The following is a 17,225-nucleotide window of genomic DNA, read 5'->3' as shown; positions in this document are numbered from 1 at the left end:
CGCTGCTGGTTGGCTGCGGGAGCCATCCCCAAGGAAACGAGTACGTGCAGTACCAGGGTACGGCGCTTGTCGTCGAAGGCAACGCGTTCGCACGTGAGGCCACGGGGGATCCTCCGGGTACCAACCTCCCGGGGCGCGTCGTGGTAAAGCCCGATAGCGACAACATGGACGACGCGCTGGTGCTCATCGAGCGTTACGGACTGCCGCTCGAAGGTCGTAGTGGCGAAGGCTGGCTACTGTTGAAAGTACCCACCGGCTTTGAGCTGCAGTGGGCTACGGCCTTGGCGTCGCAGCTCGGAGGACGGAGCACGGCGACCACGGATTCCGCCACGGCGCCCATGGCCGTCGTTCCTGACGTGGCCGAAAGCAAAAGTGCTCCGGTCGCAGGCGCGCCCGCGCCTGACGACGAGCCGTCGGCCGCGGACGTGCGCCGTCTCGCGATGGAGATGTACGAGCGGCTCGAAGACGCCGGAGGTTTACCGATCACGCTGACCGCCACTGGGCGATCGGCGACCATCCACGGCAAGGTGTTCGACGCGCGCAAGGAATCCTGCCGCCGGCTGCCCGGCGCGAAGCCCGGCGAGTGGGAGTGCGAGGCCGAGCTGATGGTGGGCCTGTGCAGCGGCGACTGCGATCCATCCGCCGAAGAGCCTTTGCCGAAAGGCGAGCGCATCCCCATCCATTGGGATCCCGCGCAGCGTCGCTTCACGCTCGATTACTGACTTGCCTTGGTGGCTGGCGCGAAGTCCGCTTTGGGTCGGAAGCAGCCAAAAAATTAAAAAATGGGGCTCCGGAGAGCCCCATTTTAGGTACTAGCGACTTTCGTTTCCTCGATATTTCAACAGCTAAAATCATGAATTGAGCGATTCGACCCGAGTCGAATCGCACCAGAGCTGCTCACCGCTTAGGCAATTGCTCGCACCGGGGGCAATGCATCACCGCCCCGATCAGTGATGATCAGCTCGCCGGCGGCGATCGGTTTCGCGTGATATGCAATGACGGCTTACGGCCCGAAGCGGACATCGCCCCTTGCCGGGCAAGCCCGTATCAGACGGACAACGTACTTCCTGCGCCCTGCTTGCGACCACGCATCCGCCGCAGGTCCCTCTGGGGTGGCGCCCCGAAGAGTCGTCCGTACTCACGGCTGAACTGGGAAGCGCTCTGGTAGCCAACGATGCCTGCCGCTCGCCCCGCATCCACGCCCTGGTTCAACATCAATTGGCGCGCCTCCTGCAGCCGGAGCTGCTTGAGGTATTGCAGCGGGCTCATTCCGGTCTGTTCGCGGAAATGCTTGCGGAACGCGGTGCCGCTCATGTTTGCGCGGTTGGCCAAGTCCTCGACCCGGAACGTTGTGCCGAAGTTCTGCTTCATCCAGGCGACGACACGGCCGATCTGCTGGTCGGGCGATTCCTCCAACAGCAACTGGCGAAGATGTCTGCCATGTGGCCCCCGCAGCAGGCGAATGGCGATTTCCCGCTCGATCAATGGCGCGAGGTTGGCGGTGATCTCCGGCTCGTCGAGAGCACGAACCAGCCGCAGCAAGGCTTCCAACAACGCAGGCTCGAGTGGCTCGATCGAAATCCCGCGCGGGTCGGGACCCGACGTAGACGGGGTTTCCATTTCGGACGCCACGTTTGCGATCTGTCGCAAGTCCAACCTGAGCAAGAGGCCGAGAAAGGGCTCATGCACCGTCGCACGGGTGACGTGCGAGATGACGGGCTGGTCCAGCGATACGACCATGGACTGTCCCGGTGCGTAGTTCAGGATGCGGTCGCCGATCAGGACCTGCTTGGCGCCCTGTGCGATCAGGACCAGCCCGAGGGGGTAGATGCATGGCACCGGATCCGTGGGGCCGTGCCGACGGTGCAATGAGAGGGCCGGGATGCCGGTCAGGTGGTCGCCGGCAGTAACTGCCTGCCTGGCGATAGCCTGCGCGATGTCCTTGGGCAGGGTCTCCAGGATCATCCTGGCATCTTCGTTCGGCTGCATCGGAGGCCTCCCATCTGTACTCGCCGGGCAGGGCAAACAGTATGTCCCGACAATCCGACCCTAGCGTCCCGCACGGTGGAATGTGCAAATAAAGCGTTGAAACGGGCAAGGATCGGGGATGCCGGATCGCCACACTGGCATCCCGCTGCCTCGCGCGGCAATCGATCCGGAGCCTCCCATGGAACCCATCAGGATCCGCAATCAGGACATGGCATGGGACATCGCCGCACTGGTCCTGTTCCCGCCCGGCTTCGATGCGTCGAAGACGTATCCCGCTATCGTCAGTGTCCATCCCTTTGGTAGCTGCAAGGAGCAAACTTCGAGCGCGGTCTATGGGAAGCGCCTGGCCGAGGCCGGCTATGTCGTCATCGCCTATGACGCCAGTTACCAGGGCGAAAGCGGTGGCGCGCCGCGCTGGATCGAGGACCCCACGCAGCGCGTCGAGGACATCAGCCACGTCATCGATCATGCGGTGACGCTCCCCTACGTCGATGCCGATCGCATCGGCGTCCTCGGCATCTGCGGCGGTGGCGGCTATGCGCTCAACGCCACGCTGACCGAGAAGCGCATCAAGGCCGTGGTCGGCATCACGCCGGTCAATATCGGCCGCTTGTTCCGCGAAGGTTTCAGTGGCTACGACCCGATCGGTGCGCTCAACGCGATGGCGGCACAACGCACCAAGGAAGCGCGTGGCGGAGAACTCCAGGTCAACGAATTGCTCCCAGCCAGCCCGGAAGCGGCAAAGGCGGCTGGCATGACCGAGCGCGACGTGTGGGAAGCGACCGACTACTACAAGACGCCGCGCGGCCAGCAGCCCGGCGGCTGGACCCGGATGCTGTACAGCCACGCGCAGAACACCCTCGCCTGGGACGCGTTTTCGTTCGCGGAAACCCTGATGACCCAGCCGATGATGGTGGTGATCGGGCAGAAGGTCGGTGCGTTCGGCGCCTATCGCGACGGCATGGAGGCGTATGGCCGCTCCACCGCGTCGAAGGACCGCCAGCTCGTGTCGCTGGAGGACTGGTCGCATTACGACCTTTACGACAAGGACGAGCCGGTCGATCTCGCGATGGAACGCATCCTGCCCTTCCTCGGCAAACATGTGTAACTCATCGATCAGGCCATGCACGTCATGAGCAATATCCTGATCCTGGGTGCCGGCGGCCAGATCGCGCACTGGGTGATCGACCGCCTCACGGGCGCAAGGGGCATCGGACTTACCTTGTTCCTGCGGCATGCCCGCAAGCTGCGCAACAAGGCGCCGGCCAACGCGCGCGTGGTGCAAGGCGACGTGCTGGACGCCGCCGTGCTGGCGCAGGCGATGGAAGGCCAGGATTTTGTCTACGCCAATCTGACTGGCACGGACATCGATGGACAGGCGCGGGCCGTGATTGCGGCGATGAAGGCCGCGCACGTCAAACGCCTGGTCTTCGTCACGTCGCTGGGCATCTACGACGAGGTGCCTGGCAAATTCGGCGAGTGGAACAGCACGATGATCGGCGAGGACCTCAAGCCGTTCCGCCGTGCCGCCGACGCCATCGAAAGCTCGAGTCTGGATTACACCCTTCTGCGCCCGGCCTGGCTGCAGGATGAGGACGAAGTCGACTACGAAATCACCGAGAAGGGCCAGCCCTTCAAGGGAACCGAAGTGTCGCGCAGAAGCGTCGCCGACGTCATCGTGAAGATCATCCACTCCCCGACTCTTTATTCGCACAAGAGTATCGGCATCAACAAACCCGGCAGCGACGGCGACAGACCGTCCTTCTATTGAGCGCAACGACCCCTGCCTGTCGCTTTGCTCGAGCCTGCCGAAGCAAAGTCCATCCGACAAGATACGGAGCCATGCTATGAACGACAAGGTCAGCATCCCCAATCGCAACGGCCAAGGCATCACGCTTGCTGCCGTCATCAACTACCCACCGGGTTTCGACAAGGGCAACAAATACCCGGCGGTCATCGTTTCGCACCCGGGCGGTGGCGTGAAGGAGCAGGCATCGGGCCTGTACGCGCGCAAACTCGCGGAACAGGGTTTCGTCGCTATCGCCTATGACGCTTCCTACCAGGGCGAAAGTACCGGAGAGCCCCGGCAGCTGGAGAACCCGCACGTGCGGACCGAGGACGTGAGTGCCGTGTTCGATTACCTGACCACGCTGCCTTACGTGGATCCCGCGCGCATCGGTGCGATGGGCATCTGCGCGGGCGCCGGCTACACGGCGAATGCCGCAATCAACGACCGCCGTATCAAGGCCGTGGGCGCGGTCAGCCTGGTCAACATCGGCCAGATGTTCCGCAACGGCTGGGACAACAACATCCAGGACGCCGACGCGGCCCCAGTGCTGGATATCGGCTCCAAGGCGCGCACCGGTGCGGCCGGTGGCGGCGACGAAGCGATCTTTCCTTTGGCACCGATGAAGAAGGAGGACGCGCCGAACAGGGAGCTCGAGGAGGCCTGGGAGTACTACCACACCCCGCGCTGCCAGTATCCCACTGCACCTGGATACATGACCGCACGCAGCCTCAACCAGATCATCACCTACGACGCTTTCCACAAGGCCGAGGCATTCCTCACCCAACCGCTGCAGATCGTGGCGGGCAGCAATGCCGGCAGCAAGTGGATGAGCGACGACCTGTTCAAGCGTGCGGCCAGCAAGGACAAGCGCTTCCACGTGGTCGAGGGGTCGAACCACATGCAGCTTTATGACCGCGACAAGCAGGTGGATGAAGCGGTATCGGTGCTGGCGCCGTTCTTCAAGGAAGTCCTGTAATCAGGACGTGCGCGCCCCGCTGGTACGTCAGGGATGCGATCTACACGACGCAATTCGTCAAGCCGATGTCGCTCGGTGGCTCGGCTTGACCCAGGCATTGATGGGTGTCCGCTTCTGGCCGCTAGCGACCCGAAACGGACATTCCAGCAATTACACCCGTAATGCGTCCACGACGAGCGAGAACGCAGGCGAATTCTGGCGGCGGCTTGGGTAGTAAAGGTGATAGCCGGCGAAGGGCGGACACCAGTCCTGCAGTACGCGGACCAGGCGGCCTTCCTCGATGTGCGGCGCGAATTCTTCTTCCGGCAGGAACGCGATGCCCAGACCGTCGAGTGCCGCCAGCACGATGTGCGGCGAGGTGTTGAATATCGCCTGGCCGTCGATGCGCACGTTCACCTCCCGGCCGCGGCGCTCGAACTCCCACACATATACGCCACCTGACGGGAAGCGAATGTTGATGCAGTTGTGCCGCTGCAAGTCCTCGGGGACTTTCGGCACCGGGTGCTTTTCGAAGTAGAAAGGCGAAGCAACCGCGGCCATTCGCAACTTCGGACTGATGGGCATGGCGATCATATCCTTGTCGATGCTTTCGCCAAGACGAACACCGGCATCGAAGCGGTCGGCGACGATATCGCGGAATCCATAGCTCACATCGAATTCGATGTGGATGTCCGGATAGCGATGCATCACTGGCAGCAACTTGGGCAGCAGGATCGTGCGGAGGACATGGTCGCCGCTGGTGATGCGGACCGAGCCGGCCGGTTTGTCCCGCAATTCCGTAAGCGCATCCAGTTCCGCCTCGATCTCGTCGAAGCGGTTGCCGATGGCGTGTAGGAGCCGTTCGCCTGCGGGTGTCGGCGACACGCTGCGCGTGGTTCGGGTCAGCAGGCGGATCTCCAGCCGCTCCTCCAGCGCCTTGATGGCCTGACTGAGCGCCGACTGGGACACACCGAGGACAGCGCCTGCGCGGGTGAAGCTCCCCTCCCGGGCAACGGTCACGAATGCCAACAAATCATTGAGGTTGCGTCTTGCCATGGGACGAGTGTGACACGGCTTATTGGTTAGCAGAACTAATAGAGCCTAAAAGGATTCATCGCCTAATCAAACAGATCCTCCGCGCGGACAATGGTCTCACCCCCTGATCCGAGAGCCCCAAGCGGAGATCCCATGAAGAAGCTTCTGGCGCTCAGCGCCCTGTTGATTAGTCCCCTCATTGCCACCGGAGCCGACATGTCCCACGGCGCGAACAACTTCTACACAAGCGACCGCCTGGTCACGGAAAAGGTCACCTTCAACAACCAATACCGGATGAAGATCGTGGGCAATCTGTTTCTCCCCAAGGACCGGAAAGCGGGGGCCAGGTATCCGGCGATCATCGTCGGGCATCCGATGGGCGCGGTGAAGGAGCAAAGCTCGAATCTCTACGCGCAGAAGCTGGCCGAACAGGGTTTCATCACCCTGGCGATCGACCAGTCGTTCTGGGGCGAGAGCGAGGGCCAGCCACGCAACGTGGTCGCACCGGACATTTACGCCGAAGCCTTCAGCGCGGCAGTGGATTACCTGGGCACGCAGACCTTCATCGACCGTGAGCGCATCGGCGTGCTCGGCATCTGCGGAAGCGGCAGCTTCGTCATCAGCGCGGCCAAGATCGACCCGCGCATGAAGGCGATCGCCACCGTGAGCATGTACGACATGGGCGCGGCGAATCGTGATGCACTGAACCACTCGCAGACCGTCGAACAGCGCAAGGCCATCATCGCGGAATCCGCGCAACAGCGCTGGGTCGAAGCCGAAGGTGGGGCGACGAAATACACCAGCGGCACCGTGCACCAGCTCGATGCGAACACGCATCCGATCCAGCGCGAGTTCTATGACTTCTACCGCACGCCGCGCGGTGAGTTCACACCGGCGAATTCGTCATCCGAAGTTACGACGCACCCGACGCTGGCCAGCAACGTCAAGTTCATGAATTTCTACCCGTTCAACGACATCGCGACGATCTCGCCGCGTCCGATGCTGTTCATCGCCGGCGACCAGGCGCACTCGAAGGAATTCAGCGAAGAGGCGTACCGCCTGGCCGGCCAACCGAAGGAACTTCATTGGGTGAAGGGTGCGGGTCACGTCGACCTCTATGACCGCACGGATCTCATCCCTTTCGACAAGTTGGCGGCCTTCTTCAAGCAGAACCTGGCGGCGAAGTGAGGACGATCGCAGCCGCCCCATTCCAGCAACCGGACATCACGCAATCATGAGCACCGCAATCAGCACCACTGCCGAAGTCGGCCAGCATCAGGCAAGCGCACACCCGGCTCGCTGGGGCGGCGTCTTCGCCATGACACTGTGCGTGTTCGCGCTGATTGCCTCGGAGTTCATGCCGGTGAGCCTGCTGACGCCGATGGCCGCCGACTTGCGCGTCAGCGAAGGCGCGGCTGGATACGGCATCGCCATCTCCGGTGCGTTCGCGGTACTGACGAGTCTGTCGATCTCCGCATTGGCGGGCCGCATGGATCGCAAGACATTGCTGCTGGGGCTGACGGGCCTGATGGCAGTATCCGGCGGAGTGGTTGCGGTCGCGCCCAACTACTTCGTCTACATGCTCGGCCGTGCACTGATCGGTGTGGTGATCGGCGGCTTCTGGTCGATGTCCGCCGCGACTGCGATGCGGCTGGTACCCGCCGAGCGGGTGCCGCGCGCGTTGGCCGTCTTCAATGGCGGCAACGCGCTGGCCACGGTGATCGCTGCGCCGCTGGGCAGCTACCTGGGTTCCGTCATTGGTTGGCGTGGTGCGTTCTTCTGCCTGATCCCGGTAGCCGCCGTTGCCCTCGCCTGGCAGTGGATCAGCTTGCCTTCGATGACCGCCGCACGCAGCAATGGGTCCAACAACGTATTCCGGTTGCTCAAGCATCGCTCCGTCGCGCTGGGCATGGCTGCCTGCGGCGCGTTCTTCATGGGGCAGTTCGCCTTGTTCACGTATGTGCGACCTTTCCTGGAAACCGTGGCACACGTGAGTGTGTCCACGCTGTCCTTGATCCTCCTGGGCATCGGCGTGGCCGGCTTCATCGGCACCGCGATGATCGGTGCCGTCCTCAAGCGCGGCGTGTATCGGGCGTTGATCGTCATCCCTGTCCTGATGGCAGCCGTAGCTTTGGCCCTGATTCCCTTCGGTGCCTCGGTTCGCGCCGTGGCCGCCTTGCTCGCCTTGTGGGGTTTGCTGGCCACCGCGGCTCCAGTCGGCTGGTGGAGCTGGATCGCAGGCACGATGCCGGACGATGCCGAAGCCGGTGGCGGCCTGATGGTGGCCGTAGTGCAGCTGGCCATCGCGCTGGGTTCCACCGCGGGCGGGATGTTGTTCGATAGCAGCGGTTACCGGAGCACCTTCGCGGCGAGCGCCGCCGTACTGCTGGTAGGTGCTTTCGTGACGCTCCTGACATCGCGCTCGCAAACGCCTCGAGTCTCGCGTGAGCAATAGCCTTGCAGGAGACGTTCGATGGCGTTTAACACCTCGTGCTCCACACTCCGATCGATGAGGCAGGCAAGCTTGCGCGCGCTAGTCCTGGTGCTTGGCGTGTTGATGCTGGGCAGTTGCAAGGCTTCCCAGCCGGAGACGCCCAACGCCGTGGCCCGCGATACCGCCAGAGCCTCCGCCACAAAGGAGAGAACGCGCATGTGGATGACCATCGGCGAACGCCGCTTCTCCGTCACCCTCGCAGATACCGATGCCGCGAAGGCATTCGCGGCCCGGCTTCCCCTGACCCTGGACATGGCCGAGCTCAACGGCAACGAGAAACACGCCGACTTGCCGCATGCGCTCCCCACCGAAGCCACGCGGCCGGGAACGATCCACAACGGGGATCTGATGCTTTACGGCTCCAGCACGGTCGTCTTGTTCTACAAGACCTTCCGTTCCTCCTACGCCTACACCCGCTTGGGACGCGTGGACGATCCCGATGAACTGAGCCGCATGCTTGGCGCGCGCGGCAGTCGGGTGGTCTTCTCGGAACAGTAGGTCCGATGAGTCAACCCATCAGGAAATTCCACATCAAAATGGCGAAGCCGCGCGCGCTCTCAGTGCTGGTCCTTGCCTCAGAAATAGGATCGACTATCAACGTGGTGCCAGTGTCCGCTTCTGGCCGAAAGCGGACTGCAGCTATTGATCTCTAAACCAGCGCTCCACTGACCAACACCATAATTGGCCATCACCAACCGGCATCTCGATCTTCGATGAACTCAACCTCTGCCGCCGAAAGTACCTTAGCCGGATCGAATGAGAGTAATTCTACGGGCCTCTGCGCTTCCAGAAGCGCATGGGGCGTCATCAGCCACTCGACCTCGCTCCAGCCCGACCCGGTGCTTCCTTCAAGCAGATACCCCAACAATGGTTCCACCTCGGCAATTACCCCAGTTTCATTGAACTGATAAGGGGGTATAGGTAGCGATTCTCGGGCTGATACCAGACGGCAAGGAGCCTTCGGGCCTGTCGACACGCAACGAGGGTTTCATAATCGATATCCAGTTTGCTCAGAACATCCGCCTCCACTAGATAGCTTCTCGCTAGTTCAGCGCGACGTCGCGCCGAAGCAGCTTCTAGGGCCTCTGGATCATGACTAAGCGATGTTTCTTGCATCACTGGTGTGGCTCCTCAGCTCTGACTTGGAGTGTTGCCCCCTGCCTTCGCAATTTATGAGGCGGTACTCCGCTGATTTCCGACGTAGGTGACGGCAGGTCGGCGTGTGGGGCGCTGTAGTCAGTGGCTCTCGGCCGGAATAGTCTCTGGCCAATGACTGCCAAGGCCCAAGAGATTACCCGTAAGAGCGCTCTGGTTCTTTCGCCCAGCATGGTCATGGTGGTCTTCCATAGAATGCTGATTCCCGATCAGCGTCTCTTGGAGCAGTCGCGCAGACTGCGAACAATCCTTGGCATCCCAAAAAAAAGGGGCTCCGAAGAGCCCCTGGAACATATGATTAAGTCTGGTAGCAGCTTATGGGCGCTCGCAGTCGCAGCTTATGAGTGGCAGCTTATGAGTGCTCGCACACAACAGTTGTTCAGCAGCAGCGCATGCCTGCGCTCAACCGCACTTGGAGTAACCGCAGTTCAGGCAGGTCGCGCAGCCGTCCATGATCACCACGGCCTTGGTGCTGCACTTGTGGCACATGGTCGCCGAGGGCGGGAAGGACACGCCTTCGCCGGTGACTTCGATGTCTTCGTGGCCGCCCTCGCCGGCGGCAGCGGGAGCGACGACGCCGACCGGGTCTACGTCAGAGTTTTTTTTTGAGCGCTGCTCGTAGGCGGAGCGCTTTTCGGCGATGAGGGCGCGCTGGGCGTCGCTCATTTCCGGGTCGTGCATCATGCCGATCGACTTGAGGTGGTCCTCGACGATGGCGCCCATTTCGGCGACCAGCGAGGGCATGTAGACGCCGCCGGGCTTGAAGTAGCCGCCGCGCGGGTCGAACACGGCCTTCATCTCGTCGACCAGGAAGGTGACGTCGCCGCCCTTGCGGAACACGGCGGACATGATGCGGGTCAGGGCCACGATCCACTGGAAGTGGTCCATGTTCTTCGAGTTGATGAAGATCTCGAAGGGACGACGCAGTTCGTGCTCGGTGCCGGCGTTGAGGACGATGTCGTTGATCGTCACGTACAGCGCGTGCTCGAACAGCGGCGATTTGATCTTGTAGGTGGAGCCGATCAGGATCTCGGGACGCTCGATGCGCTCGTGCATCTGGATGACGTCGGCGCTGGGCAGTTCTTCGACCTTGCGCGCGGCGGCTTCGGACCGGGCCGATTCCTTCGCCTTGTCTTCCGGGGTGACGACGCTGTAGCCCTTGATTTTCTTTTCGATCTTGACGGCCATGGGCCAGACTCCTGTTGCGGTGGCGCTTTTCTAGTTTTGGCGTGTGTTGCGCGACTGCGGCGCGGCCCTCGCCCCGACCCTCTCCCGCGAGCGGGAGAGGGGGTGGAGCACGGGCTTACATCTTCTTCGCGGCCTTCTTGACGGCCTTCTTCTTGGCCGGCTGGCGCGGAACCTTCTTCGCGGCCTTGGCGGCCTTCTTGACGACCTTCTTGGCCGCCTTCTTCGCAGGCTTCTTGGCGACCTTCTTGGCGACCTTCTTGGCGGCTTTCTTGGCTGCCGGCTTCTTGGCGACCTTCTTCGCTGCCTTCTTAGCCGCCGGCTTCTTGGCGACCTTCTTCGCCGCCTTCTTGGCCGCGGGCTTCTTGGCGACCTTCTTCGCGGCTTTCTTCGCTGCCTTCTTGGCCGGCTTCTTGCCGGTGGCCTTGGCCTTCAGCGCGGTCGCTTCCTTCTTGGCCTTGGCGCTGGCCGTAGCGAGCTTCTTCTTGGCGGTGCCGACGGCCTTCTTGGCGGCCTTGCGGGCCTTGGTGGCGGTCTTCTTGACCGACTTCACCGCGTCTTCGGCGCGCGTGGCGATGGCGCTGCCGATGTTGGACGCGGTTTCTTTGACGTTCTCGGCGGCCTGGGTCAGGGTCGCCGTCACTCCATTACCGTTGCTCATATGCCCTCCTCGTGGGCGCTTTTCTCGGCGTTACGTCTTGGCTATGTGTAATCGGGGTGTTGCGGGAACGATGCTATACCCGCTGCGCGCGCAAATAACAGTGATGTCACGCACGCGCATCCGGCCTGGCCTGAACGCGCACCGCTGGCCGGGCGGTGCGTGAGGCGATGAAAACGGTCGCCTCCGCCGTGAAACCGCGAGCTCCGAACCGGGTCCCGCGCGCAGCTGCGCCGGCGCGGTGATCCCCCTGCCCCCCCTCTTCAAAAGAGGGGCAGGCGCGGGAGGCGGTCAGAACTTGCCGTAATAGCCTTCCTTGAGGGCGTCGAACAGGTTGGCGGCGGTGTGCATTTCGCCGTCGTACTCGATCTGCTCGTTGCCCTTGACCTCGAGCAGGCTGCCGTCTTCGAGTTCGAAGCGGTAGGTGGTGTTCTCCAGGTCGGCTTCCTTGACCAGCACGCCCTGGAAGGCCGCCGGGTTGAAGCGGAAGGTGGTGCAGCCCTTGAGGCCTTGCTCGTGGGCGTAGCGATAGATGTCCTTGAAGTCCTCGTACGGGTAATCCGTGGGGACGTTGGCGGTCTTGGAGATCGAGCTGTCGACCCATTTCTGGGCGGCGGCCTGGACGTCGACATGTTCCTTGGGGGTGATGTCGTCGGCGGAGATGAAGTAGTCGGGCAGCTGGGTGGCGGCGTCTTCGCTGAACGGCATCGCCTTGGGGTTGATCAGCTCACGGTAGGCGAGCAGTTCGAACGAGTAGACGTCGACCTTTTCCTTGGACTTCTTGCCTTCGCGGATCACGTTGCGGCTGTAGTGGTGCGCGAACGAGGGCTCGATGCCGTTGGAGGCGTTGTTGGCCAGCGACAGCGAAATCGTGCCGGTCGGCGCGATCGAGCTGTGGTGGGTGAAGCGGGCGCCGGCCTCGGCCAGTTCCTCGACCAGTTCCGGGGCGACTTCGGCCATGCGCTGCATGTAGCGCGAGTAGCGCGCGTGCAGGAGCTTGCCGGGGATCTCCTGGCCGACCTTCCAGCCGTCCTTCTTCATCTCCGGGCGCTTGCGCAGCATTTCGGCGGTGACGGCGAAGCGCTCTTCCATGATCGGGGCGGCGCCCTTCTCCTTGGCCAGGGCCAGGCCCATTTCCCAGCCGGCCACGGCCATTTCGCGGGCGATGCGCTCGGTGAATTCGCACGAGGCCTTGGAGCCGTACTTCATCTTCAGCATGGTCACGGTGCTGCCCAGGCCGAGGAAGCCCATGCCGTGGCGGCGCTTGCGCATGATCTCGGCGCGCTGCTGTTCCAGCGGCAGGCCGTTGACCTCGACCACGTTGTCGAGCATGCGGGTGAACACGCGCACGACTTCCTTGTATTCCTCCCAGTCGAACTGCGCCTGGTCGGTGAAGGCGTTGCGCACGAACTTGGTCAGGTTGACCGAACCCAGCAGGCAGGCGCCGTAGGGCGGCAGCGGCTGTTCGCCGCAGGGGTTGGTGGCGCGGATGGTCTCGCACCACCAGTTGTTGTTCATCTCGTTGACGCGGTCGATGAGGATGAACCCGGGCTCGGCGTAGTCGTACGTCGAGACCATGATCATGTCCCACAGATGGCGGGCGCGGATGTGGCCGTAGATCTTGCAGGCGACCAGGCCGTCGTCGCGGGAGATGTAGTTCTTGTGGGTCGGCCACTCGCGCCAGACGACCTTTTCGGCGTCGTTGAGGTCGAGGTCGCCGCGCTCCTTGATGTTGACCGGGAATACCAGCGGCCAGTCGGCGTCGGTCTTGACCGCTTCCATGAAGCCGTCGGTGATCAGCAGCGACAGATTGAACTGGCGCAGGCGGCCGTCTTCGCGCTTGGCGCGGATGAAGTCCTTCACGTCGGGGTGGCTGACGTCGAAGGTGCCCATCTGGGCGCCGCGACGGCCGCCGGCCGAGGACACGGTGAAGCACATCTTGTCGTAGATATCCATGAAGGACATCGGACCTGACGTGTAGGCGCCGGCGCCGGCGACGAAGGCGCCGCGCGGCCGCAGGGTCGAGAATTCGTAACCGATGCCGCAACCGGCTTTCAGGGTCAGGCCGGCTTCGTGGACTTTCTCCAGGATGCCGTCCATCGAGTCTTCGATGGTGCCCGAGACGGTGCAGTTGATCGTCGAGGTGGCGGGCTTGTGCTCCAGCGCGCCGGCGTTGGAGGTGATGCGGCCGGCCGGGATCGCGCCGCGGCGCAGGGCCCAGACGAAACGCTCGAACCAGTACTGCTGCTTCTCGGACGTGGGCTCGGCGTCGGCCAGGGCCTTGGCGACGCGCTGGTAGGTGGAGTCGATGTCGGCGTCCACCGCCTCTCCGGTCTTGGTCTTCAGCCGGTACTTCTTGTCCCAGATGTCCTGGGATGCGGGCTGCAGCGGGATGTCCTTGTCAGCCGCTTCCGTCTTGACCGCCTCGAGGCGAACCGTACTCATGCCTGTCCTGTCTCCTTAACTGGGGCGGGCCGTGCTGTTGCGCCCGCCGCCGGGTGAGTCTTGTTTGTGATTGCTGGTAATCGGGGTGTGTCTGGGAACGCTGTTACACCGTGGGTGGTGCCTGTTGCCTGCCGCTGCCGCGATGGTGGCTGGCCACCGACGGCTACGCGCGCGATCGCGCCATTACGCGCCGCGTGCGAGATTGTGTGATGGCATCGGGCCGAGCCTGCTCCTGTCATGCGCCGCCCCCCGTTGGCGCCTAACCGACCCAAGCCGAACCCCTAAGCTTGGGCTCCCGTCGCTGCGGCAACCACTACATGTAGTGTCGAAGCGAGGCCTCAAGCTACGCCCGGCCTCGGACGGTGTCAACGGTTTTTTTGATCGCAGTCACGTGTCGGGACGAGGCTGAACGCCACACGCGCGCGTTACGAAAACGCCTGCCAAATACGGCCACACCTCGTGTGCAGGCCGTGCATACGAACCCTGAAGAGGAACACTTCATCGCATATTTAACGCCGTTGCCGGACACTGCCGTTCAGCAACCCGCGGCGGGCGGTTCTGCCCGGCCGCCGGCCCCCATCACCGAACCCAACCGGAACAGTTTCACGATGCGTCCTCGTCCTTTGCCGACCTTGCTCGCCCTGACCCTGGCCGCCGCTTTCGGCGGTTTCGCCGCGACCGCGATCCGCGACGGCCTGGAGGCGCCGGCCCAGGCCTCGCCCGCCGCGGCCGCGCTGCCGGCGGTATCGGCGCTGCCGACCGCGGTCGGCGGGCAGCCGGTGCCGTCGCTGGCGCCGATGCTGGCGCGGGTGACGCCGGCGGTGGTCAGCGTGCACGCCAAGCAGACCGTGCGCACCCCGTTCGCCAACAATCCGATGTTCCGGCGCATGTTCCCGAACGTGCCGCAGGAGCGGATCAACGAGTCGCTGGGCTCGGGCGTGATCATCGACGCCAAGAACGGCTACGTGCTGACCAACCACCATGTGATCGAGGGCGCCGACGCGGTTTCGGTCACGCTCAGCGACGGGCGCACGCTCAAGGCCGATTTCGTCGGCTCCGACCCGGACACCGACATCGCGGTGATGAAGATCGCGGCCGAGAACCTGAGCGCGCTCAGCCTGACCGACTCCGACGCGCTCAAGGTCGGCGATTTCGTGGTCGCGGTCGGCAATCCGTTCGGGATCGGCCAGACGGTGACCTCGGGCATCGTTTCGGCGGTCGGCCGCAGCGGCCTGCGCGGGCTGGGCTACCAGAACTTCATCCAGACCGACGCCTCGATCAATCCGGGCAATTCCGGCGGCGCGCTGGTCAACCTCAACGGCGAGCTGATCGGCATCAACACCGCCAGCTTCAATCCGCAGGGCAGCATGGCCGGCAACATCGGCCTGGGCTTCGCGATCCCGGCCAATCTGGCGCGCAACATCAAGGACCAACTGATCGCTAACGACGGCGTGGTCCGGCGCGGTTCGCTGGGGCTGGAATCGCAGGACGTGGACGCCGCGCTGGCGCAGGCGCTGAAGCTGGACGAGCCGCGCGGCGCGCTGGTGACGCGGGTGTTCGCCGGCAGCGCCGCGACCGCGGCCGGGCTGAAGCCGGGCGACGTGATCCTGGCCGCCAACGGACAACGCATCGACAGCCGCGACGCGCTGCGCAACTTCGAGGGCCTGCAGCCGATCGGCGGGCGGGTGTCGCTGGAGGTGCGCCGCGAGGGCAAGCCGCTGCAGCTGGCCGCGACCCTGCGCGAGCAACCCAAGGCCTACTCGGGCAACGAACTCGACGAACGCCTGGCCGGCGCCCGCTTCGCCGAGCTGCCCGAGCGCCTGCGCCAGGCCGGCGCATCGGGCGTGCTGCTGGAGTCGGTGGCGCGGGGCAGCCGGGCCGAACGCAACGGCCTGCGCGCCGGCGACGTGGTGATCGCGGCCAATGCCGGCGATTTCGACGATTTGCCGGGCTTCCGCGCGAGCTTCACGCGGCCTCCGGCACAGTTGGTCCTGCGCGTCATGCGCGGCGGCGCTGTCGCCAATCTGCTGATGCAATAACGCGGTCCTGCGGTTGAGCGATCATCGCAAGGACGCGTACCGCCGACGAGTTCCGCCCCATTCCCAGGAGAACGCAATGACCCCTACCTCGACCGACGCCATGAAGGCCAACCTCGGTGAAGCCGGATCTCACCTCAAACAAGCCGCGGCCGACGCCGGCGTGGCGATCCGCGGCGCCGCCGGCGCGGCGGGCGACGAACTCAAGATCGGCAAGGCCAACGTCAAGGCCGACCTGGCCGACGGCGCGCTGGCGGGCATCGCCGCCGCCGAGCACGCGGGCGGCGCAGCGCGCGAGCAGGTCGACGTGCTGATGGACAAGGGCCGCGACCTGATCGAAAGCGCGGCCGAGCTGGTGCGGGAGCGTCCGCTGGCTTCGTTCGGCGTGGCCTTCGCGGCCGGCTTCATCATCGCCAAGCTCGCCCGCGGCAGCGACAAGTAAGCCGCCGCATGCAAGTCACGGGGGACGAACGCGAGCCGCAGCCGCCGGGCGAGGATCCCCCGCCGGCGGATGCGGCGCCGGATCTGCTGGAATCGCTGCGCCAGCTCGGCGATACCGGCCGCGCCGGTCTGGGCGCGGCCGGCGATACCGTCAAGGCGCTGCGCAGTCTGGTCGCGGCCGACATCTCGCTGGCGCGCAGCGCCTTGGGCCGCGCCCTGGCCTTGATGGGCGTGGCGATCGCGTTCGGCGGTTCGGCCTGGTTGCTGCTGATGGCGACCCTGATCGTGTTCCTCAACCGCAGCCTGGGCATGCCGTGGTCGCTGGCGCTGCTGCTGAGCGCGCTGCTGAGCCTGGTGGTGACGGGCTGGGCCGGATGGCAGGCGGCGCGCTATTTCGAACATACCCGCATGCAGGCCACGCGCCGGCAGCTGGCGCGGCTGGGCATCGGCGAACTGGCCGACGTCACCCCGACCCCGGGTTCGCCGGAGTCGGCGCGCGAGGCCACCCGGCGTTGGCCGCCGGACCAGCCCGGCGGCGACAAGGACGAGCGCGGCATCGACGTGACCCCGCCCTGAGCCGTCGCGCATCCCCTTCGATCCACCGTCCTGCGAGGCACGCCCCGTGAGTTTCGAACAGCTGATCACCAAGGTGCACCAGGCCGAGGACGTGGTCGAGGCACAGGAGCGGCGCCTGGTCGCCCACTTCGACCGGATCAAAGGCTCCTGGCGCGAGACCTGGACGCCCGGCCGGATCGTGATCGCCGGGCTGGCGAGCGGCTTCGTGGTCGGCCGCGCCGAACCTCTGCGGGTGGCGGCCAAGAGCGGCGGCCTGATGCAGATGGTGTCGATGCTGTCGAGCCTGTTCGCCGGCACCACGGCCGGCGTCGCCGCGGGCCAGGCCGAGCGCGCGGCCGAGAACACCGAGGCGGTCGCCGCCGCGGTCGAGGACGGTGACGAAGCCGTCATGGCGCGCGCCGAGGCGACGGTGCAAGCTGTGCGTTCCACTGCCGACCCGATCGACTTTTGAACGCCGCGCCTGCCGA

General features: G+C 64.4%; 16 protein-coding genes. 11 read left to right on the top strand and 5 right to left on the bottom strand.

The features are described 5' to 3' along the window. Positions 1 to 164 precede the first annotated feature (164 nt). The gene (locus ASE10_RS10410; protein ID WP_157480838.1) at positions 165 to 722 is read left to right on the top strand and encodes a hypothetical protein; all 558 of its coding nucleotides are present in this window, start codon (positions 165 to 167) and stop codon (positions 720 to 722) included. 325 nt (positions 723 to 1,047) lie between these two features. Here ASE10_RS10410 and ASE10_RS10405 read toward each other — a convergent pair whose 3' ends face one another. Further along, positions 1,048 to 1,989 (bottom strand): AraC family transcriptional regulator, encoded by a 942-nt coding sequence (locus ASE10_RS10405; protein WP_200945884.1) that lies wholly within the window; start codon positions 1,987 to 1,989, stop codon positions 1,048 to 1,050. Positions 1,990 to 2,167: 178 nt separating this feature from the next. On the opposite strand from ASE10_RS10405, the gene ASE10_RS10400 reads away from it, so the two are divergent. The 3 genes from ASE10_RS10400 (at position 2,168) to ASE10_RS10390 (ending at position 4,754) form a co-directional block, all read left to right on the top strand. Then, complete coding sequence (locus ASE10_RS10400; protein WP_055908358.1) at positions 2,168 to 3,097, top strand: alpha/beta hydrolase; 930 nt, start codon at positions 2,168 to 2,170, stop codon at positions 3,095 to 3,097. 24 nt (positions 3,098 to 3,121) lie between these two features. Then, positions 3,122 to 3,760 (top strand): SDR family oxidoreductase, encoded by a 639-nt coding sequence (locus ASE10_RS10395; protein ID WP_055908559.1) that lies wholly within the window; start codon positions 3,122 to 3,124, stop codon positions 3,758 to 3,760. A gap of 76 nt (positions 3,761 to 3,836) precedes the next feature. Beyond that, the gene (locus ASE10_RS10390) at positions 3,837 to 4,754 is read left to right on the top strand and encodes an alpha/beta hydrolase (RefSeq protein WP_055908354.1); all 918 of its coding nucleotides are present in this window, start codon (positions 3,837 to 3,839) and stop codon (positions 4,752 to 4,754) included. A gap of 150 nt (positions 4,755 to 4,904) precedes the next feature. Here ASE10_RS10390 and ASE10_RS10385 read toward each other — a convergent pair whose 3' ends face one another. Beyond that, the gene (locus ASE10_RS10385; RefSeq protein ID WP_055908351.1) at positions 4,905 to 5,789 is read right to left on the bottom strand and encodes a LysR family transcriptional regulator; all 885 of its coding nucleotides are present in this window, start codon (positions 5,787 to 5,789) and stop codon (positions 4,905 to 4,907) included. A 132-nt stretch (positions 5,790 to 5,921) separates the two neighbouring features. On the opposite strand from ASE10_RS10385, the gene ASE10_RS10380 reads away from it, so the two are divergent. From ASE10_RS10380 to ASE10_RS10370, 3 genes are all read left to right on the top strand, one after another. Further along, positions 5,922 to 6,956 carry an alpha/beta hydrolase gene (locus tag ASE10_RS10380; RefSeq protein WP_055908348.1) on the top strand — a complete coding sequence of 345 codons (1,035 nt, stop codon included), beginning with the start codon at positions 5,922 to 5,924 and terminating at the stop codon, positions 6,954 to 6,956. A 46-nt stretch (positions 6,957 to 7,002) separates the two neighbouring features. Then, entirely contained in the window at positions 7,003 to 8,223 is a 1,221-nt protein-coding gene (locus ASE10_RS10375) for an MFS transporter (protein WP_055908345.1), read from the top strand. 195 nt (positions 8,224 to 8,418) lie between these two features. Then, on the top strand, positions 8,419 to 8,760 hold the full coding sequence (locus ASE10_RS10370; protein ID WP_200945883.1) for a cyclophilin-like fold protein: 342 nt from the start codon (positions 8,419 to 8,421) through the stop codon (positions 8,758 to 8,760). A gap of 1,059 nt (positions 8,761 to 9,819) precedes the next feature. On the opposite strand, the gene ASE10_RS10365 is transcribed toward ASE10_RS10370, so the two are convergent. From ASE10_RS10365 to ASE10_RS10355, 3 genes are all read right to left on the bottom strand, one after another. Next, positions 9,820 to 10,605 (bottom strand): NrdJb, encoded by a 786-nt coding sequence (locus ASE10_RS10365; RefSeq protein WP_055908342.1) that lies wholly within the window; start codon positions 10,603 to 10,605, stop codon positions 9,820 to 9,822. 115 nt (positions 10,606 to 10,720) lie between these two features. Continuing rightward, positions 10,721 to 11,263: a hypothetical protein gene (locus ASE10_RS10360; protein ID WP_055908339.1), complete on the bottom strand. Its 543-nt coding sequence runs from the start codon at positions 11,261 to 11,263 to the stop codon at positions 10,721 to 10,723. A 288-nt stretch (positions 11,264 to 11,551) separates the two neighbouring features. After that, the gene (locus tag ASE10_RS10355) at positions 11,552 to 13,705 is read right to left on the bottom strand and encodes an adenosylcobalamin-dependent ribonucleoside-diphosphate reductase (protein ID WP_055908336.1); all 2,154 of its coding nucleotides are present in this window, start codon (positions 13,703 to 13,705) and stop codon (positions 11,552 to 11,554) included. A gap of 608 nt (positions 13,706 to 14,313) precedes the next feature. Here ASE10_RS10355 and ASE10_RS10350 point away from each other — a divergent pair. The 4 genes from ASE10_RS10350 to ASE10_RS10335 all read left to right on the top strand — a co-directional run bounded on the left by ASE10_RS10350 (position 14,314) and on the right by ASE10_RS10335 (position 17,209). After that, positions 14,314 to 15,744, top strand: a complete 1,431-nt coding sequence (locus ASE10_RS10350) for a Do family serine endopeptidase (protein WP_055908333.1) — start codon at positions 14,314 to 14,316, stop codon at positions 15,742 to 15,744. 76 nt (positions 15,745 to 15,820) lie between these two features. Beyond that, the gene (locus ASE10_RS10345) at positions 15,821 to 16,183 is read left to right on the top strand and encodes a hypothetical protein (RefSeq protein ID WP_055908332.1); all 363 of its coding nucleotides are present in this window, start codon (positions 15,821 to 15,823) and stop codon (positions 16,181 to 16,183) included. Positions 16,184 to 16,191: 8 nt separating this feature from the next. After that, on the top strand, positions 16,192 to 16,758 hold the full coding sequence (locus ASE10_RS10340) for a phage holin family protein (RefSeq protein ID WP_235565888.1): 567 nt from the start codon (positions 16,192 to 16,194) through the stop codon (positions 16,756 to 16,758). A 46-nt stretch (positions 16,759 to 16,804) separates the two neighbouring features. Then, on the top strand, positions 16,805 to 17,209 hold the full coding sequence (locus tag ASE10_RS10335; RefSeq protein ID WP_055908329.1) for a hypothetical protein: 405 nt from the start codon (positions 16,805 to 16,807) through the stop codon (positions 17,207 to 17,209). The last annotated feature ends 16 nt before the right edge of the window (positions 17,210 to 17,225 follow it).

It is taken from the genome of Lysobacter sp. Root76 (assembly GCF_001428685.1).
Taxonomy (GTDB): domain Bacteria; phylum Pseudomonadota; class Gammaproteobacteria; order Xanthomonadales; family Xanthomonadaceae; genus Lysobacter.
This window is presented reverse-complemented; position numbering and strand designations above follow the sequence as displayed.